Origin of the sequence: Streptomyces sp. NPDC059900, assembly GCF_050270335.1 — a bacterium.
Taxonomy (GTDB): domain Bacteria; phylum Actinomycetota; class Actinomycetes; order Streptomycetales; family Streptomycetaceae; genus Streptomyces.
The window spans coordinates 1-16101 of the sequence record NZ_JBNNJZ010000150.1; the positions used below are offsets into that span (position 1 = coordinate 1).

At 71.5% G+C, this 16101-nt stretch carries 11 protein-coding genes and 1 pseudogene; 4 read left to right on the forward strand and 8 right to left on the reverse strand.

Annotated features, from left to right (window positions below; all coding sequences use genetic code 11):
• From ACQKIP_RS20730 to ACQKIP_RS20740, 3 genes are all read right to left on the reverse strand, one after another.
• A partial coding sequence (locus ACQKIP_RS20730) for an esterase/lipase family protein (protein WP_427743720.1) occupies positions 1 to 613 on the reverse strand: 613 nt, incomplete at its 3' end.
• 165 nt (positions 614 to 778) lie between these two features.
• The gene (locus ACQKIP_RS20735) at positions 779 to 1465 is read right to left on the reverse strand and encodes a response regulator transcription factor (RefSeq protein WP_365859940.1); all 687 of its coding nucleotides are present in this window, start codon (positions 1463 to 1465) and stop codon (positions 779 to 781) included.
• Positions 1462 to 2697, reverse strand: coding sequence for a sensor histidine kinase (locus ACQKIP_RS20740; RefSeq protein WP_427743722.1), 1236 nt, complete (start codon positions 2695 to 2697; stop codon positions 1462 to 1464). Before ACQKIP_RS20740 ends, ACQKIP_RS20735 begins: the two co-directional genes overlap by 4 nt.
• Before the next feature lie 133 nt (positions 2698 to 2830).
• Between ACQKIP_RS20740 and ACQKIP_RS20745 the strand changes: the two genes are divergently transcribed.
• Complete coding sequence (locus tag ACQKIP_RS20745; protein WP_365859938.1) at positions 2831 to 3739, forward strand: ATP-binding cassette domain-containing protein; 909 nt, start codon at positions 2831 to 2833, stop codon at positions 3737 to 3739.
• Positions 3736 to 4572: an ABC transporter permease gene (locus ACQKIP_RS20750; protein ID WP_365859937.1), complete on the forward strand. Its 837-nt coding sequence runs from the start codon at positions 3736 to 3738 to the stop codon at positions 4570 to 4572. Before ACQKIP_RS20745 ends, ACQKIP_RS20750 begins: the two co-directional genes overlap by 4 nt.
• A gap of 35 nt (positions 4573 to 4607) precedes the next feature.
• Here the strand turns inward: ACQKIP_RS20750 and ACQKIP_RS20755 are convergent, their stop codons facing one another.
• Entirely contained in the window at positions 4608 to 5582 is a 975-nt protein-coding gene (locus ACQKIP_RS20755; RefSeq protein WP_365859936.1) for a DNA polymerase Y family protein, read from the reverse strand.
• Positions 5579 to 9040: a DNA polymerase III subunit alpha gene (locus tag ACQKIP_RS20760; RefSeq protein ID WP_365859935.1), complete on the reverse strand. Its 3462-nt coding sequence runs from the start codon at positions 9038 to 9040 to the stop codon at positions 5579 to 5581. The genes ACQKIP_RS20755 and ACQKIP_RS20760 overlap by 4 nt, the downstream gene beginning before the upstream one ends.
• Positions 9041 to 9203: 163 nt before the next feature.
• On the opposite strand from ACQKIP_RS20760, the gene ACQKIP_RS20765 reads away from it, so the two are divergent.
• Together ACQKIP_RS20765 and ACQKIP_RS20770 are read left to right on the forward strand one after the other, a co-directional pair.
• A complete protein-coding gene (locus tag ACQKIP_RS20765) occupies positions 9204 to 10262 on the forward strand; it encodes a DUF3533 domain-containing protein (RefSeq protein WP_365859934.1) in 1059 nt (352 codons plus the stop codon).
• 48 nt (positions 10263 to 10310) lie between these two features.
• Positions 10311 to 11459 carry an AAA family ATPase gene (locus tag ACQKIP_RS20770; protein ID WP_365859933.1) on the forward strand — a complete coding sequence of 383 codons (1149 nt, stop codon included), beginning with the start codon at positions 10311 to 10313 and terminating at the stop codon, positions 11457 to 11459.
• A gap of 71 nt (positions 11460 to 11530) precedes the next feature.
• Here the strand turns inward: ACQKIP_RS20770 and adhE are convergent, their stop codons facing one another.
• The 3 genes and pseudogenes from adhE to ACQKIP_RS20785 form a co-directional block, all read right to left on the reverse strand.
• Positions 11531 to 14137, reverse strand: a complete 2607-nt coding sequence (adhE, locus tag ACQKIP_RS20775; RefSeq protein WP_427743727.1) for a bifunctional acetaldehyde-CoA/alcohol dehydrogenase — start codon at positions 14135 to 14137, stop codon at positions 11531 to 11533.
• A gap of 195 nt (positions 14138 to 14332) precedes the next feature.
• Positions 14333 to 15418, reverse strand: coding sequence for a S1 family peptidase (locus ACQKIP_RS20780; protein ID WP_365859932.1), 1086 nt, complete (start codon positions 15416 to 15418; stop codon positions 14333 to 14335).
• 275 nt (positions 15419 to 15693) lie between these two features.
• Positions 15694 to 16101 (reverse strand): annotated as a pseudogene (locus ACQKIP_RS20785) (slipin family protein); the annotation flags it as partial.

The window sequence follows — 16101 nt, forward strand, 5'->3', positions numbered from 1 at the left end:
TGGTCAGGAAGGGCGAGCCCGCCACCTGGTCGGCGAGGCCGGGGGTGTTGGTGGTGAGCAGGTCCTCGATGCCGGGGAAGTAGGGCAGCAGTTTGGTGAGGCCGAGCAGGGTGGTGCCGTGGTTGTCGGGCGCGAGGCCGACCAGGGCGTTGACCTTCTGGGCGCCGCCGAGGAACTTCAGGTAGTAGCGGGGCATCATGCCGCCCTGCGAGTGGCCCACGAGGTCGGCCTTGGCGGCGCCCGTCGAGGCGAGCACCTTGTCGACGAAGCCGTCGAGCTGTTCGGCGGACTTGTCGATCGGGCCGAGCCCGTTGAAGAACGGCACGCCGGGCAGCTGGCCGTAGTCGAGGGAGAAGACGCAGTAGCCGCGCTTGACCAAGTAGGGCGCCAGGACGAGCCAGTTGTCGATCGAGTTGCCGAAGGTGCCGTGGACGAGGACCACGGGGCGCGGGTGGGCGGCGGACGGCTTGCAGCCGTAGTCGTTCCAGCCGCTCGACGGGGCGGACGCGGCGGAGGGGGCGGCGGATGCCGTGGCGGTGGGGGTGAGGGTGAGCGCGCCCGTCATGAGAAGGGCGGCGGCGAACGCTCTGAGCGCTCGTCTCCAGGGCAGCATCGTGGGATCTCCTTGCGGCTCAAGGGAGTTGCGATGAGTGAGCCCTGTGATCCGGATCACGAGGATGCCGTGCACACGACAAATTACGGGCGAGTAGTAAAAGTGTGAAGCGGCGCGTCGGCAAAACTTCCAGCAGGTACTGGCACGGTCATGACGGTGAAGCGCTCACCGCGGCGGTGACACCAGCCCCACCTCGTAGGCGATGATGACCAGTTGGACCCGGTCGCGTGAGTCCAGCTTGGTGAAGAGCCGCGCCACATGCGCCTTGACCGTGGCCACGGTGATGACGAGCTCGGCGGCGATCTCCGCGTTGGAGTACCCGCGGCCGATCAGCGTGAGCACTTCTTGCTCCCGCTCGGTGATGCCCTCGACGGTCCGCCGTGCCGCCGGCGCCGGATCGGGCCGCGCGGCGAACTCCTCGATCAGCCGCCGGGTGACGCTCGGCGCGATCAGTCCGTCCCCGGCGGCCACCACCGGGATCGCCCCGAGGATGGCTTCGAGCGCCATGTCCTTGACGAGGAACCCGCTCGCGCCCGCGCGCAGCGCGCCGTACACGTAATCGTCGTCGTCGAAGGTGGTGAGGACGAGAACGCGCGTCGTGTCCGTCTCGGCGGTGATCAGGCGGGTCGCCTCGATGCCGTCCATGCCGGGCATGCGGATGTCCATCACGACGACGTCGGGGCGCACCTCGCGGACCAGTCGCACCGCTTCGGCGCCCGTACCGGCCTCCCCCACGACTTCGAGGCCGGCAGTGTCGGCCATCAGGACGCGCAGGCCCGCGCGGACGAGGGGCTGGTCGTCGGCGAGTACGACACGGACGACGGGCACCGTGAATTCGGCGGCGTCGCTCATCGTGCCTCCACCGGCGGCAGGGGCAGCAGTGCCGTCACCCGGAAGCCGCCCTCGGGGCGCGGTCCCGCGGTGAACCTGCCGTGCAGCAGGGCGACCCGCTCGCGCATGCCGACGAGGCCGAAGCCGGTACCCGCGGACAGACCGCCGCGGCCGTCGTCCGCCACCTCCAGGGACAGTTCGCCCGCCCGCCGCTCGACGGAAACCCGGCAGGTGTCCGCTCCCGAGTGCCTGATGACATTGGTCAGGGCCTCTTGCAGGATGCGGAACGCGGCCAGGTCGACGTCGGGCGGCAGCGGCCCGCGCTCCCCTGACCACCGGACCTCCGCACAGACCCCGGCGTCGCGCGCCGACGCGGCGAGGCGGTCGACGTCGGCGAGCCCCGGAGCGGGTTCACGGGGCGGCGCGGCGGCGTCACGCGTGTCGCCCTGCCCCTCGTCGGCGCCCGACTCCGGCCTGCGCAGCGCGACCAGCGTCCTGCGCAGGCCCGCCAGGGTCTCCCTGCTGGTGGCCTCGATGGTGGTGAGCGCGTTGCGGGCCTCGGCGGGCTGGGTGTCGATGACCCGGCTGCCCACGCCCGCCTGGATGGCGATGACGCCGATGCTGTGGGCGATCATGTCGTGCAACTCCCTTGCGATGCGCAGCCGTTCGGTGGTGATGGCGCGCGCCGTGGCCTGGCTGCGCAGGGCCTCGGCGTGGGCGCGGCGCTCACGGGCCGAGTTTCCCGCCATCCAGGCGGCGACGATGAGGACGACGACGAGCAGAGCACTCTGGTCACTGCTGCCGGCCCACCCGGAGGGCGCGCAGCCATGCGGCTCGTAGGGGGGAGAACAGCCCTGGTCGGGCGGAAAGCCGAAGAGGGAGCCCATCTGCGCCGTGAACGCCAGGACGGCGGCGATGACCGAGGTGCGACGCGAGCGGGTGGCGGCAAGATAGCCGACGGCCCCGACACTGGCGAGGGTCTGGAGATAGGTGACCTCGATCTTGCGCATCTCCATCGTGGCCGTCACCGCACCCAGGAGCAGAAAGACCAGCGCGGGCAGGGGCCGACGCCGCATCAGCGAGGCGACCACGGCGGTGAGCAGGAGGGACGCGAGAACCATCAGGACGTCGAAGCCCTGCATCCCGACGCTGAACGTGACGTACGTGACGTACGGGTAGATGACGGCCCCGCTCCAGGCCAGAGCCCTGCGCACGGCCGGCCACAAGCGCCCCCGACCTGGCTTGATGTTCATGCGCCGATCGTAGGCGGCCACTCCTCCCGGGGGTATTGGCCCGTGGTCGTACGCCCGGGGGCCAGTTGAGCCGCGGCGGGTGTGGCCCACGGCCCGATGCCGGGCGCCCCCGTACCGCGACACGGTGGAGCGCATGATCGAAGTCAACGAACTGACCAAGCGGTACGGCGACACCACCGCCGTCGACCGGCTGACCTTCACCGTGCGCCCCGGTCAGGTCACGGGGTTCCTCGGCCCGAACGGCGCGGGCAAGACCACGACGCTGCGGATGCTGCTCGGCCTGGTCGGGCCGAGCGGCGGCAGCGCCACGATCGACGGGCGTGCCTTTGCCTCCCGGCCGCGTGGCCTGCGTCATGTCGGCGCGCTGCTCGACGCGGGCGACGTGCACGGCGGCCGCACGGCCCGCGCCCATCTGCGCGCCCTGGCCCGCGGCAACGACATCCCTCCGAGCCGGGTGGGCGAGGTGCTGCGGGAGGTCGGCCTCACCGAGGTGGCGGGGCGACGCGTGGGCGGCTTCTCGCTCGGCATGCGCCAGCGCTTGGGGATCGCCACCGCGCTGCTGGGCGACCCGCCGGTCCTCCTCTTCGACGAACCTCTCAACGGCCTCGATCCGGAAGGCGTGTTGTGGGTGCGCGGGCTCTTCCGGCGCCTGGCCGCCGAGGGCCGCACCGTCTTCGTCTCCAGTCACCTCATGTCCGAGATGGAGAACACCGCCGACCAGCTGATCGTCATCGGCCGCGGCGAACTCATCGCCGCCGAGAGCGTCGGCGACTTCGCCGCCCGCGGCACCCGCCTGAGCGTCACCGTACGCACCCCCGACACCGTTGCCCTGACGGAACTCCTGCGGGCCGAGGGCGCCGGCGTCCAGGAGGACCGCGAGGCCCTGACCGTCAGCGGCCTGCCCGCCTCCCGGATCGGGGACCTCGCCTTCGCGCACGGGGTGCGGCTGCACGAACTCGCCACCCGCGCCGCTTCCCTGGAAGAGGCGTTCATGGAACTGACCGCCGACAGCGTCGAATACCTCGCGGGAGAAGCCCGATGACGACGACCATCGCCTCCACCGTCACCGAACCCCGGGCCCGCTTCCGCCACCTCGTCGGCGCCGAGTGGATCAAGTTGTGGTCACTGCGCTCCACTTACTGGGTCCTGGCGATCGGCGCGCTGGCCGTCACCGGGATCAACGTGAACTCCGCCCTGACCAACCTCGACTGGCTCTCGCGCCAGGACAGCGTGACGGATCCGGGGATGCGGTTCGACGCGCTGTCGAACGCGTTCGTCGATCCCGCCTGGCAGATCCTGATGGTCGTCGGGGCCAGCGTGGGCGCCCTCACGGTCTTCGGCGAGTACACCAGCGGCCTGATCCGCACGACGTTCACGGCCGTCCCCGACCGGAGTGCGGTGATGCTGGCCAAGGCGGTCGTCATGACGGCCGTGATGTCCGTGCTCGGCGCGGTGGTGTCCGTGGCCTCGTTCGGCGTGACCCAGGCGATCCTGCGGGAGCACGGGGGTCTGTCGATCGGCGATCCGGGCGCGCTGCGGGCCGTCGTGGCGTCCGCGCTGCTCGTGCCGTTGAGCGCACTGGTGGGCATGGCCGTCGGGGCGCTCGTCCGGCACGCCACGGGCAGCATCGTCACGACCCTGGTGACGCTGACCCTGGCACCCGCCTTCCTCCAGGGGGACACCTACCGGTGGGTGAAGGAGATCGGCAACACGATGCCGGTCACGGCGTGGAACACCCTGATCGAGAATCCCGCGATGGACTTCCCGCCGGGCAAGTACGCGCCGACGCTCACCGAGGCGTGGATCGTGTTCGCCGCGTGGCCGCCGGCCGCCCTGGCCGTCGCGGTGCTGGCCGTGCGCCGCCGGGATCTGTGACCCTCGGGGGCCTGCCCGGGGCACGGGACACGGGGCTACGCCGCCAGCGTTCCCGGCACGATTGCGCCCGGGCCGAACTTCGCCCGTGCCCGGTCGGCCACCGCCTCGATTCGGCGGGCCCTGTCGTCCACCGGGTCGAACATCAGCTGGTGGGAGGACTGTTCGGCGGGGCCGAGCCCTTCGGCGCGCAGCGAGATGCCGCGCACCCTGGCCCGCTGGAGGCCGAGCGCCTCGTACATCCGGTAGGCGGATCCGGTCAGCGCGCAGGAGTGCGCGGTCGGCTCGGGCAGCATGCGGGTGCGGGTCGTCGTGGAGCGGTCCGCGTAGCGCACGGTGAGGGTCAGGGAGCGGCACACCTGGTCCTCGTCGCGCATCCGGGCGCCGAGTTCCTCGGTGAGCGAGAGCAGCGCCCTGCGGTGTTGCGCGGGGTCCAACTCGTCGCGGGGGAAGGGCCTTTCGGCGCCGAGGGAGCGGGCTGCCGCGTTCGGTACGACGCGCGTACGGTCGATGCCGTTCGCCGCCTCGTGCAGCTCCCGTCCCGCGCGGGCGCCGACGAGGCGTTGCAGCGTGGACAGCGGCGCGGCGGCCGCCTTGCCGACGGAGTCGAGCCCGTACTCGCAGAGAGTGCGGGCGGTGGCGCGGCCGACCCCCGGCAGTTCGCCGACCGGCTTAGGCCCGAGGAACCGGGCGACGGCGCCGGGCTCCGGCCCCACGGCCAGGGTCACCCCCGGCGCGGCCCCCCGCACGGCCATCCGCGCGAGCATCGGCCCAGGCCCGGCGCCGATCACGCAGTCCACCCCGTGGTGGGCGAGCGCCCGCACCCGGATCACCGAGGCGAGCTCGACGGGGTCCCGCCCGAAGTAGCGCATCGCTCCCCGTACGTCGACGAGCGCGGCGTCGGGCGGCAGGGCCTCGACGACCGGGCTGAACTCGCCGAGCAGCGTGAGCAGCCGGGGCATGGCGGCCTCGTACATCGGCGGCAGGAGGAAGCGGACACAGAGGGTGCTCATCCCGCGCTCCCCGGGCTCTGGTGCCACAGCTTCCGTCCGGTCGCCGCCCGTTCGCCGGGGGGCTGGAGGTCGGCCCAGGGGTGCATCTCGTAGCCCGTGGACATCCGGATACGGCGGCCGTCGCCCGCGGGGGCTTCGCCGGACGCGAGGGCCCCGTCGGACGCGGGGGCTTCGCCGGACTCCTCCTGCGGTCCCGGCTCGGCAAGGCGGGCGCCCACCGCCTCGAGCCCGCCCTCCTGCCGCAGCTCCACCAGTTCCGCCAGGTTCCACGCCGCCGAGCCGACCACGCTGAGGCTGCGCGGGCCGCGCCGCTGCACCACTCCGCGGACGAGCAGCAGCCAGGAGTGGAAGACGGTGTGCGCGCACCGTTCGTGGGCGTCGTCGAAGAAGGCCAGGTCGACCAGGCCCGTGCCGTCGTCCAGGGTGCTGAAGATGACCCGTTTCCCGGAGCGGATCGGCGGGGTCTGGGTGGCCGCCTTGGCGCCCGCGACCAGGACGGTCGCCCCGTGTTCGGCCTCCCGCAGGCGGCGGGCCGTCAGGACGCCGAGCTCCCGCAGGAACTCCGCGTGGTCGCCCATGAGATGGCGCGAGGAGTCCATGCCCAGGACGCCGAGCTCGGCGCTGAGCCGTTCCGCGTCGTCCAGGTCGGGCAGCCCCGCGGGGGCAGTCTTCCGCCCGCCGGACAGCGGGAGCTGCGCCCCGGACGATCCGCGCGCGCCCCGCCGCAGCTCCGTCAGGTGCAGTTGCAGGTCACGGCGGTTGGCACCGAACGCGTCGAGCGCGCCGACCTGCGCGAGCCGCTGCGCGACGGGCTTGCCGGGCCTGGCCCGCTCCCAGAAGTCGACGAGCGAGGCGTACGGCTGGCCGTCCGCGATCCGCGCGGCCTCGGCCTCGCTGATGCCGTGGACGTCGGAGAGCGCGAGGCGCAGGCCCCAGGTTTCCCTGGGCTCGGACACCAGTTCGATACGGTGAGCGACCGCGGACCGGTTCACGTCCAGCGGAAGGATCGGCACCCCCCGCCGCCGCGCGTCCGCGAGCAGCAGCCGCTTCGGGTACATGCCGGGGTCGTGGGTGAGCAACCCCGCGTAGAAGGCGGCCGGGTGATGGGCCTTCAGCCACGCCGACTGGTAGGTGGGCACGGCGAAGGCCACCGCGTGCGCCTTGCAGAAGCCGTACGAACCGAAGGCCTCGATGATCTCCCAGGTCCGGCCGATCGTCTCGGCGTCGTACCCCTTGGCCGCCGCCTGCTGCGCGAACCAGAACCGGATCCGCCCCTGCGACTCGGGGTCGGAGAGCCCGCGCCGCACCCGGTCCGCCTCGTCGCGTCCGCAGCCGGTCATGATGTTCACGATGTCGATGATCTGCTCGTGGAAGACGACGACGCCGTACGTGTCCTTGAGCGGTTCCGCCAGGTCGGGGTGCGGATAACGGACGGGCGCGCGGCCGTGCCTTGCCTCGATGAAGGGCCGCACCATGTCGGCGGCGACCGGACCGGGGCGGAAGAGCGAGATGTCGACGACCAGGTCGTGGAAGGTCTCGGGCTGAAGCCGCCCGACCAGGTCGCGCTGGCCCGGGGACTCGATCTGGAAGCAGCCGAGCGTCTCGGTGGACTTGATGAGCCGATACGTCGCCGGGTCCCCCGGCGGCACCGCGTCCACGTCCACCCGCTCCCCCGTGGCCCGCTCGACCTCGCCCACCGCGTGCGCCATCGCCGACTGCATCCGCACGCCGAGCACGTCGAGCTTGAGCAGCCCGAGGTCCTCCACGTCCTCCTTGTCGAACTGGGACATGGGCAGGCCCTCGCCGCTGGTGGGCATGACGGGCGTACGCGCGAGCAGCGAGGCATCGGAGAGCAGCACCCCGCACGGGTGCATGGCGACTCCGCGCGGCAGCGCGTCCAGGGCCTCGACCAGGTCCCACAGGCGGCCGTGCCGCTCCGACTCCCCCGCCACCGCCCGCAGTTCGGGCAGTTCCTCCATCGCCGAGCGGGCGTCCCGCGCGCGGATGTGCGGGAAGGACTTGGCGATCTTGTCGATCTCGGCCGGGTCCATGGAGAGGGCGGCGCCCACGTCGCGGATGGCGTGGCGGACGCGGTAGGTCTCGGGCATGGCGACGGTCGCGACCCGCTCGGTGCCGAAGCGTTCGATGATCGCGCGGTAGACCTCCAGGCGGCGGGCCGACTCCACGTCGATGTCGATGTCCGGCAGGACGGCCCGCCGCGTGGACAGGAACCGCTCCATGAGCAGGCCGTGCTCGACGGGGTCGGCGTGCGCGATGCCGATGAGGTGGTTGACCAGGGATCCGGCGCCGGAGCCGCGCGCCGCGACCCGGATGCCCAGGTCGCGTACGTCGTCGACCACTTGGGCCACGGTCAGGAAGTAGGAGGCGAAGCCGTGGTACGCGATGATGTCCAGCTCGTGGTGCATCCGCTCCCAGTACTCGCGGCGCCCGTCGTAGCCGCGCAGGACCATTCCCGCCGCGGCCCGCGAGGCGAGCACGCGCTGCGCGCTGCGGCGGCCCGCGCCGACGAGGTGCGGCTCGGGGAAGCGCACGGAGCCGATGCCGATGTCGTCCTCGGGGTCGACGAGGCACTCGGCGGCGGCCGACCGGGTCTGTTCGACGAGCCTGCGGGCGGTGTCGCGGCGGAACCCGGCCGCCTCCACGATCCGCTCGGCGTTGCCCAGCATGGCGTCGGCGTCCTTCAACCACCGTTCCCCGCTGTCGAGTTCCCTGGTCGGGTCGACGGGCACGAGGCGGCGCGCGGCGTCGAGCACGTCGGCGACCGGGCCGAGTCCCGGGTCGGCGTAGCGGACGGCGTTGCTCAGGACGGGACGCACGCCCTGCTCGGCGGCGAAGCCGACGGTACGGGCGGCCAGGCGCAGCGAGCCGGGTCCGGTGCCTTCGCGGCCGTGCCACACGGACTCCAGACGCAGCGCGTCCCCGTAGCGCTCGCGCCAGGGAGCAAGGAGGCGTACGGCCCGGTCCGGACGTCCGGCGGCGAGCGCGCGCCCCACGTCGGACGCGGGGCCGAGCAGCACGGTCATGCCCTCGCCCTGGTTCTCCTCCCACGGCAGCACGGGCTGCCCCTCGCCGCTCCGGTGCGCGGCGGTGATCAGGCGGCACAGCGCGGCCCAGCCGGTGGCGCCGTCCCTGGCGAGGAAGGTCACGCGCGGGGTCGACTCGTCGATGAAGGCACCTCCGCGCACCGGGGTCCGCCGCCGCGCGCCGGGCACCGAGGCCGGCTCCCCCACCGCGAGCTCGGCCCCGAACAGCGGCCGCACCCCCGCCTTCGCACAGGCCTTGGCGAACCGGACGGTTCCCGCGAGGGTGTCCCGGTCGGTGAGCGCGAGGGCGTCCATGCCCCGCTCGGCGGCGCGCTCAGCGAGGCGCTCCGGGTGCGAGGCCCCGTACCGCGGGGAGAATCCGGAGACGGTGTGCAGATGCGTGAACCCTGGCACACGCACCTCCTGAAACCCTGAACCGATCCGACCTCACAGCCCCCGCCTCCACCATAGACCAAGTTTCGAACGCATGTACGACAACCGAGTCGGACCGCACCCCGCTTCGCCCATTCGGCCCCGCCCGCCTGCGGGAACACCGGGGGCCACGGAGCGTGGGGGCATGAGTTTCACCGATGAGTTGAAGAGCGCCGTCACCCCGCGAGCAGCCCTGCTGGTCATCGGTGTACTGGCCCTGCAGCTGCTGTTCATCGCCTCCTACGTAGGGGCCCTGCACGACCCGAAGCCGAAAGACGTGCCCTTCGGGGTCGTCGCTCCGGGCCCCGCGGCCAAGGAGACATCGGACAAGCTCGCAAAACTCCCCGGCGACCCGCTCGACCCCCGCGTGGTCAAGAGCGAGGCGGCGGCCCGCCACCAGATCATGAACCGCGACATCGACGGCGCCCTGATCGTCGACCCCAGGGGCACCACCGACACCCTCCTGGTCGGCTCGGGCGGCGGCACCGCCCTCGCCACCGCCCTGGAGAGGATCACCACCCAGGCCGACGCCGCCGAGAAGCGGACGGTCAGGACCGTGGACGTGGCCCCGGCGTCGACCGAGGACTTCAACGGCCTCTCGTCCTTCTACCTGGTCGTCGGCTGGTGCGTCGGCGGCTATCTGTGCGCGTCGATCCTCGCGATCAGCGCGGGCGCCAGGGCCGCCAACGGCCCGCGCGCACTGATCAGGACCGGCGTCATGGCGCTCTACTCGATCGTGGGCGGCCTGGGCGGCGCGCTCATCATCGGCCCGGTCCTCGACGCCCTGCCCGGCAGCATCATGGCCCTGTGGGGCCTCGGCTCCCTCGTCGTCTTCGGGGTCGGCATGATCACGCTCGCCCTCCAGTCGCTCACCGGCATCGTGGGCATCGGCCTCGCTGTCCTGCTCGTCGTGATCGCGGGCAACCCGAGCGCGGGCGGCGCCTTCCCGCTGCCGATGCTGCCGCCGTTCTGGAAGGAGATCGGCCCCTGGCTGCCGCCGGGCGCCGGCACCTGGGTGGCGCGCTCGATCGCGTACTTCAAGGGCAACGCGATCACCGGACCGATGCTGGTGCTCGCCGCCTGGGCGGTCGTGGGCACCGCCGTCACCCTGGTCATGTCCGCGCTGCGCGGGGACCGCCAGCCGGGCCAGAAGCCCGCGATGCAGGACACGGAAACGGACACCGGCGCCCACCGCCACGGCTGACGGCCCGCTCGCGCCGCCGTTGTCAGACCCGGGTGCGAGGCTTGAGCAATGATCACCACCCTGGCGGTCGAGAACTACCGCTCCCTGCGCAAACTGATCGTCCCCCTGGACCGGCTGAACGTCGTGACGGGCGCGAACGGCACCGGCAAGTCAAGCCTGTACCGCGCGCTGCGGCTGCTCGCCGAGTCGGCGCGGGGCGGAGCGGTGGCCGCGCTTGCCCGCGAGGGCGGTCTGCCCTCCGCGCTGTGGGCGGGCCCCGCGAAGGCGGAGGCGACCAGCCTGCGCCTCGGCTTCGCGGGCGACGCATTCGGGTACGCGGTCGACTTCGGCCACCCCATCCCCACCTCGGGCGCGGGCGCCGAGCCATCCCTCTTCAATCTCGACCCGGAGATCAAACGCGAGTGCACCTGGGCGGGACCCGTGCTGCGCCCCGCCGCGCTGCTCTGCGACCGCGCGGGCCCGGCCGTGCGCACCCGCACCGCCGACGGCGGCTGGCACCGCTCCGTGAACGAGATCCGTCCCTACGACAGCATGCTGAGCGAGCTGGCCGACCCGCAGCTGGCCCCTGACCTGCTCCGCCTGCGCGAGCTGATCAGGTCCTGGCGGTTCTACGACCATGTCCGCACGGACGCCGAAGCCCCCGCCCGCGCCGCCCGCATCGGCACCCGCACCCCGGTCCTCGGGCATGACGGCGCGGACCTGGCCGCGGCGCTCCAGACCATCCGCGAGACCGGCGACCCGGCGGCGCTGGACGCCGCGGTGGACGACGCCTTCCCCGGCAGCCAGGTGCGGATCACCGACAGCGCAGGACGTTTCGAACTCCAACTCCACCAGCGCGGACTGACCCGCCCCCTTGGAGCGGCCGAGCTGTCCGACGGCACCCTGCGCTATCTCCTGTGGACCGCCGCGCTGCTCACGCCCCGGCCGCCGTCCCTCCTCGTCCTGAACGAGCCGGAGACGAGCCTGCACCCCGACCTCCTGCGCCCGCTGGCCGAGTTGATCCTCGCGGCGACGAAGGACACCCAGGTCGTCCTGGTGACCCACGCCGAGCCGCTGGCCGAGGCGGTGGCCAAGGGCGCCGCCCGCCACCGCGTCGACGTGAACTCCATAGAGCTGTGCAAGGAGTCCGGACGGACGGAGGTGGCGGGCCGGGAGAGCCTCCTGGACGAACCGCTGTGGTACTGGCCCAAGCGGTGAACCCCGCGCCCCTGAAGGGGCGCGGGGAACTGCGCGACCAGCCGCACACGGCCCGCGGACGGCGAACCGGATCAGGCACCCACCCCGTTCCCGTAGTACGCCCGCCGCATCAACCCCTGCATCTCATCGATCATCGGCATCCGGGGGTTGGCCGGCGCGCACTGATCGGCGTAGGCATTCATCGCCTGCTCGGGCAGCGCTTCGATGAAGGCCACCTCATCGACACCCTCCTCCGCGAAGGACGCGGGAAGCCCGCACTTGGCCCGCAGCTCCTCGACGGCGGCGGCGTAGGACTCGACCCCCTGCTCCGGGGAATCCGCCGGAAGCCCCAGCATGCGGGCGATCTCCTGGAACCGCTCCGGCGCCCGGTAGACCTCGGCCTTGGGCCACGGGGTCGCCTTGCCGGACACGGTGCCGTTGTGCCGGATGACGTGCGGCAGGAGCAGCGCGTTGGTGCGGCCGTGCGAGACGTGGAAGGTGTTGCCGAGGGTGTGCGCCATCGCGTGCACCAGGCCCAGGAAGGCGTTGGCGAAGGCCATGCCCGCCACGCTCGACGCGTTGTGCATCTTCTCGCGCGCCTCGGGGTCACCGGCGCCGTTCACGACGCACCGCTCCAGGTTCTCGAAGATGAGCTTGATCGCCTGGAGGCAGAGCCCGTCGGTGTAGTCGTTGGCGTACACCGACACGTACGCCTCGGTGGCGTGGGTCAGCGCGTCGAAACCGGAGTCGGCGGTGACCGTCGCCGGGAGCTTCATCGCGAGGACCGGGTCGACGATCGCGACGCTCGGGGTGAGCGCGTAGTCGGCGAGGGGGTACTTCTGTGCGGCCCGCGGGTCGGAGATGACCGCGAAGGGGGTGACCTCGCTGCCCGTGCCCGAGGTGGTCGGAACGGCCACAAGCCGCGCCTTCTCGCCGAGGCCGGGGAACTTGAAGGCCCGCTTGCGGATGTCGAAGAACTTCTCCTTGGTGTCCGCGAACTCGATCTCAGGGTGCTCGTACATCAGCCACATGATCTTGGCAGCGTCCATCGGCGAGCCGCCGCCGAGCCCGATGATCGTGTCCGGTCCGAAGTCCCGCATGCGTGCGGCCCCGGCGCGCACGGTCGCGAGCTCCGGGTTGGGCTCGACGTCGTCGATGACCTGCACGGTGACGGCTTCGGGGCGCCCGGCGAGGATGTCGGTCACGCGCTGGACGAAGCCGAGCTCCGACATCGTCCTGTCCGTGACGATCGAGACCCGCTTGATGCCGTCCATCTCTCCCAGGTAGCGCAGGGAGTTGCGCTCGAAGTAGATCTTCGGCGGGACCTTGAACCACTGCATGTTGTTGTTGCGCCGTCCGATCCGCTTGACGTTGATCAGGTTGACCGCGGAGACGTTGTTCGACACCGAGTTGTGTCCGTAGGAGCCGCAGCCCAGGGTGAGCGAGGGCAGGAAGGCGTTGTAGACGTCGCCGATGCCGCCGAAGGACGAGGGCGCGTTGACGATGACGCGGATCGCCTTGACGCGCCTGCCGAACTCCTCGGCGAGCTCCTCGTCCTCGGTGTGGACGGCGGCGCTGTGCCCCAGGCCGTTGAACTCGACCATCCGGGCTGCCAGTTCGAGCCCTTGCTCAGTGGATTCGGCCTTCAGGGCGGCCAGGACCGGGGAGAGCTTCTCGCGGGTGAGCGGCTCGCCCTCGCCGACCTCCGCGCACTCGGCGACGATGACCGACGTGCCCTCCGGCACCTCGAATCCGGCCTGCTCGGCGATCCACCGCGGTGACCTGCCGACGACGGCCGCGTTCAGCTTGGCGCCCGCGCAGTCGGCGCCGAAGGCCGTCGTGCCGAAGACGAACTCCTCCAGCTTGGTCTTCTCGGCCGCCGTGACGACATACGCGCCGAGCCGTTCGAACTCCGCGAGCCCCTCGTCGTAGATCTCCTTGTCCAGGATCACGGCCTGCTCGGACGCGCAGATCATGCCGTGGTCGAAGGACTTGGAGAGCACGATGTCGTGCACCGCGCGCCGCAGCTTGCCGCTGCGGGTGACATAGGCGGGTACGTTGCCCGCGCCGACGCCGAGCGCGGGCTTTCCGCAGGAGTAGGCGGACTTGACCATGGCGTTGCCGCCGGTGGCGAGGATGGTGGAGACGCCGGGGTGGTTCATGAGCAGCCCCGTCGCCTCCATCGAGGGCTCCTCGATCCACTGCACGCACCCCTCGGGGGCGCCGGCCTCGATCGCGGCGTCGCGCACGATGCGGGCGGCCTGTGCGGAGCAGCCCTGGGCGCCGGGGTGGAAGGCGAAGATGACCGGGTTGCGGGTCTTCAGGGCGATGAGGGCCTTGAAGAGGGTCGTCGACGTCGGGTTGGTCACCGGAGTCATGGCGCAGACGACGCCGACCGGCTCGGCGATCTCGGTGATGCCGTTCAGTTCGTCGCGGGAGATGACGCCGGCGGTCTTCAGGCCGCGCATCGAGTTGACGACGTGCTCGCAGGCGAAGATGTTCTTGACGGCCTTGTCCTCGAAGAGGCCGCGGCCGGTCTCCTCCACGGCCAGCTTCGCCAGGTCCCCGTGCCGGTCAAGGGCGGCGAGGGACGCCTTCTCGACGATGTGGTCGACCTGCTCCTGGTCGTACGACGCGAACCGGTCGAGCGCGGTCAGCGCTCGCCCGACCAGTCCGTCCACCATCTCGCTGGCCTCCATGACGGGGCTCCTTCGATGAGACCTTTTCGCTTATGTCTCCATTGCACACCCGTGGATCGCACCTCAGGGGCCGATAAAGACCCCTGGTCACGGGCCGAAGGTCCCCTTGTGAAAACTTTCACGAACGCACGAACGCAAAGGGCCGGCCCACCGTCGTGGACCGGCCCCGGTACTGATCCGTCTCGCCGAAGCGGGTCAGCCGATCTCGGCGCCGAAGGCGGAGAGCGCCTCGGGCACCGGCTGGAAGAACGTCTCCCCTCCGGAGCTGCAGTCACCGCTGCCGCCGGAGGTCAGACCGAGCGCGGTGTCGCCCGCGAAGAGCGCGCCGCCGCTGTCACCGGGCTCGGCGCAGACGTCGGTCTGGATGAGTCCGTTGACGACGTCGCCGTTGCCGTAGTTCACGGTGGCGTCCAGGCCCTTGACCGTGCCGTCGTGCAGCTGCGTGGTCGAGCCGCTGCGCTGCACCTTCTGGCCCACGGTCGCGTCGCCCGCCTTGGTGATGGCCTGCGTCGAGCCGTTGTAGAGGTTCACCTCGCTCGGGTGCGGGGTGTCGCCGCTGTACTTGACGATGCCGTAGTCGTTGTCCGGGAAGCTGGAGCCCGCGTTCTCACCGATGACCGAGCCGCCCTGCTCCTGCGACCAGCTGGTGATCGACTCGGTGCAGTGGCCCGCGGTCAGGAAGTGCGGCGCACCGTCCTTGACCACGTTGAAGCCCAGCGAGCAGCGTCCGCCGCCGCCCCAGATGGCGTCGCCACCCGCGATGAAGGGCTTGAACTCCCCCTTGCTGCGCTGGAGTTCGGCCTTGGAGCCGAGCCCCTTCACGACCGCGCCGAGCTTGTCGAGCTGGGCGCCCTTGACCGTGCGGTCCGCCGTGACGACGACCTTGTTGGTGGCCGGGTCGACCGCCCACGAGGTGCCGGGGATCGACGCCTTGTCGCTGAGCGTCGAACGGGCGCTCTTCAGCTCGGCGAGGGAGTTCTCGACGATTCTCGCCTTGGCCCCCGCCGACTCGACCGTTTCGGCCGCGCTCTTGTCGAGGACGTTCACGACGAGGTTCTTGGCCTTGGCGTCGTAGTACGTTCCGGCCGCGTCGAGACCGAGGTCCTTTCCGAGCGACGAGGCGAGCTTTCCGGCCTTCGCTACCGAGAGGGTGTCCGGCGTGGGGGTCGGGGCACTCTCACTCGCGTTCGCAGTCTGGAAGGTGATTCCGGCGGCGATCAGTGCGGTGATGCCCGCACCTGCCACGGTGGCACGTCGCTTGGATATGCGTCGGTGCTTCAATTCACGTCCTCCTGTGGGGGGTCGGCCCGTTCGGTGTGGGGACCTGGGGACCGGAAGGCGTACCGGCACGGAGTCGCACACGCCGAGAAAGCCGCGTCCATGCCAAATGGTGCGGCCCACTATCCCGATACCGTCTGGTAGCACACAAGGTCTACTTCAGGACGCGCACGCGACAATCACTGTGCGCCCCCTGTGTCTTCACCGATGCCGGTCTCACCACGTCGGTCCCCGCTGCAAACACCCCGTGCGAGCGGGTGATCGGCAGCGGGTAAGGACTAGTCCTGTCCGGTTTTCGACGTTCCCGGAAGGTCCGGCTCCGCGGTTTGTGAAGGCGCCGTGCCGAATTCCGGCAGGGCGGGAGCGGGCGAATCGGACACGGTGGCAGGTGATCCGGGGGTGGCGACGGGCGTGTCGGACCCGGCGGCGGGCGGCTGCTGCGCCTGCTGGGCCCGCTCCAGGAATCGCAACAGCTCCACGGGGAAGGGCAGCACGAGGGTGGAGTTCTTCTCCGCCGCGACCGCCACCACCGTCTGGAGCAGCCGCAGCTGGAGCGCGGCCGGCTCCTCCGACATCTCGTGCGCGGCCTCGGCCAGCTTCTTGGAGGCCTGGAGTTCGGCGTCCGCGTTGATCACGCGGGCCCGCCGTTCGCGGTCGGCCTCGGCCTGGCGGGCCATGGACCGCTT

Excerpts from the sequence above, each read along its gene's own strand:
- ACQKIP_RS20750 (WP_365859937.1), top strand. The coding sequence starts at position 3,736 with ATGACGACGACCATCGCCTCCACCGTCACCGAACCCCGGGCCCGCTTC.
- ACQKIP_RS20770 (WP_365859933.1), top strand. The coding sequence starts at position 10,311 with ATGATCACCACCCTGGCGGTCGAGAACTACCGCTCCCTGCGCAAACTG.
- ACQKIP_RS20740 (WP_427743722.1), bottom strand. The coding sequence starts at position 2,697 with ATGAACATCAAGCCAGGTCGGGGGCGCTTGTGGCCGGCCGTGCGCAGG.
- ACQKIP_RS20735 (WP_365859940.1), bottom strand. The coding sequence starts at position 1,465 with ATGAGCGACGCCGCCGAATTCACGGTGCCCGTCGTCCGTGTCGTACTC.
- adhE (WP_427743727.1), bottom strand. The coding sequence starts at position 14,137 with ATGGAGGCCAGCGAGATGGTGGACGGACTGGTCGGGCGAGCGCTGACC.
- ACQKIP_RS20755 (WP_365859936.1), bottom strand. The coding sequence starts at position 5,582 with ATGAGCACCCTCTGTGTCCGCTTCCTCCTGCCGCCGATGTACGAGGCC.
- ACQKIP_RS20765 (WP_365859934.1), top strand. The coding sequence starts at position 9,204 with ATGAGTTTCACCGATGAGTTGAAGAGCGCCGTCACCCCGCGAGCAGCC.
- ACQKIP_RS20745 (WP_365859938.1), top strand. The coding sequence starts at position 2,831 with ATGATCGAAGTCAACGAACTGACCAAGCGGTACGGCGACACCACCGCC.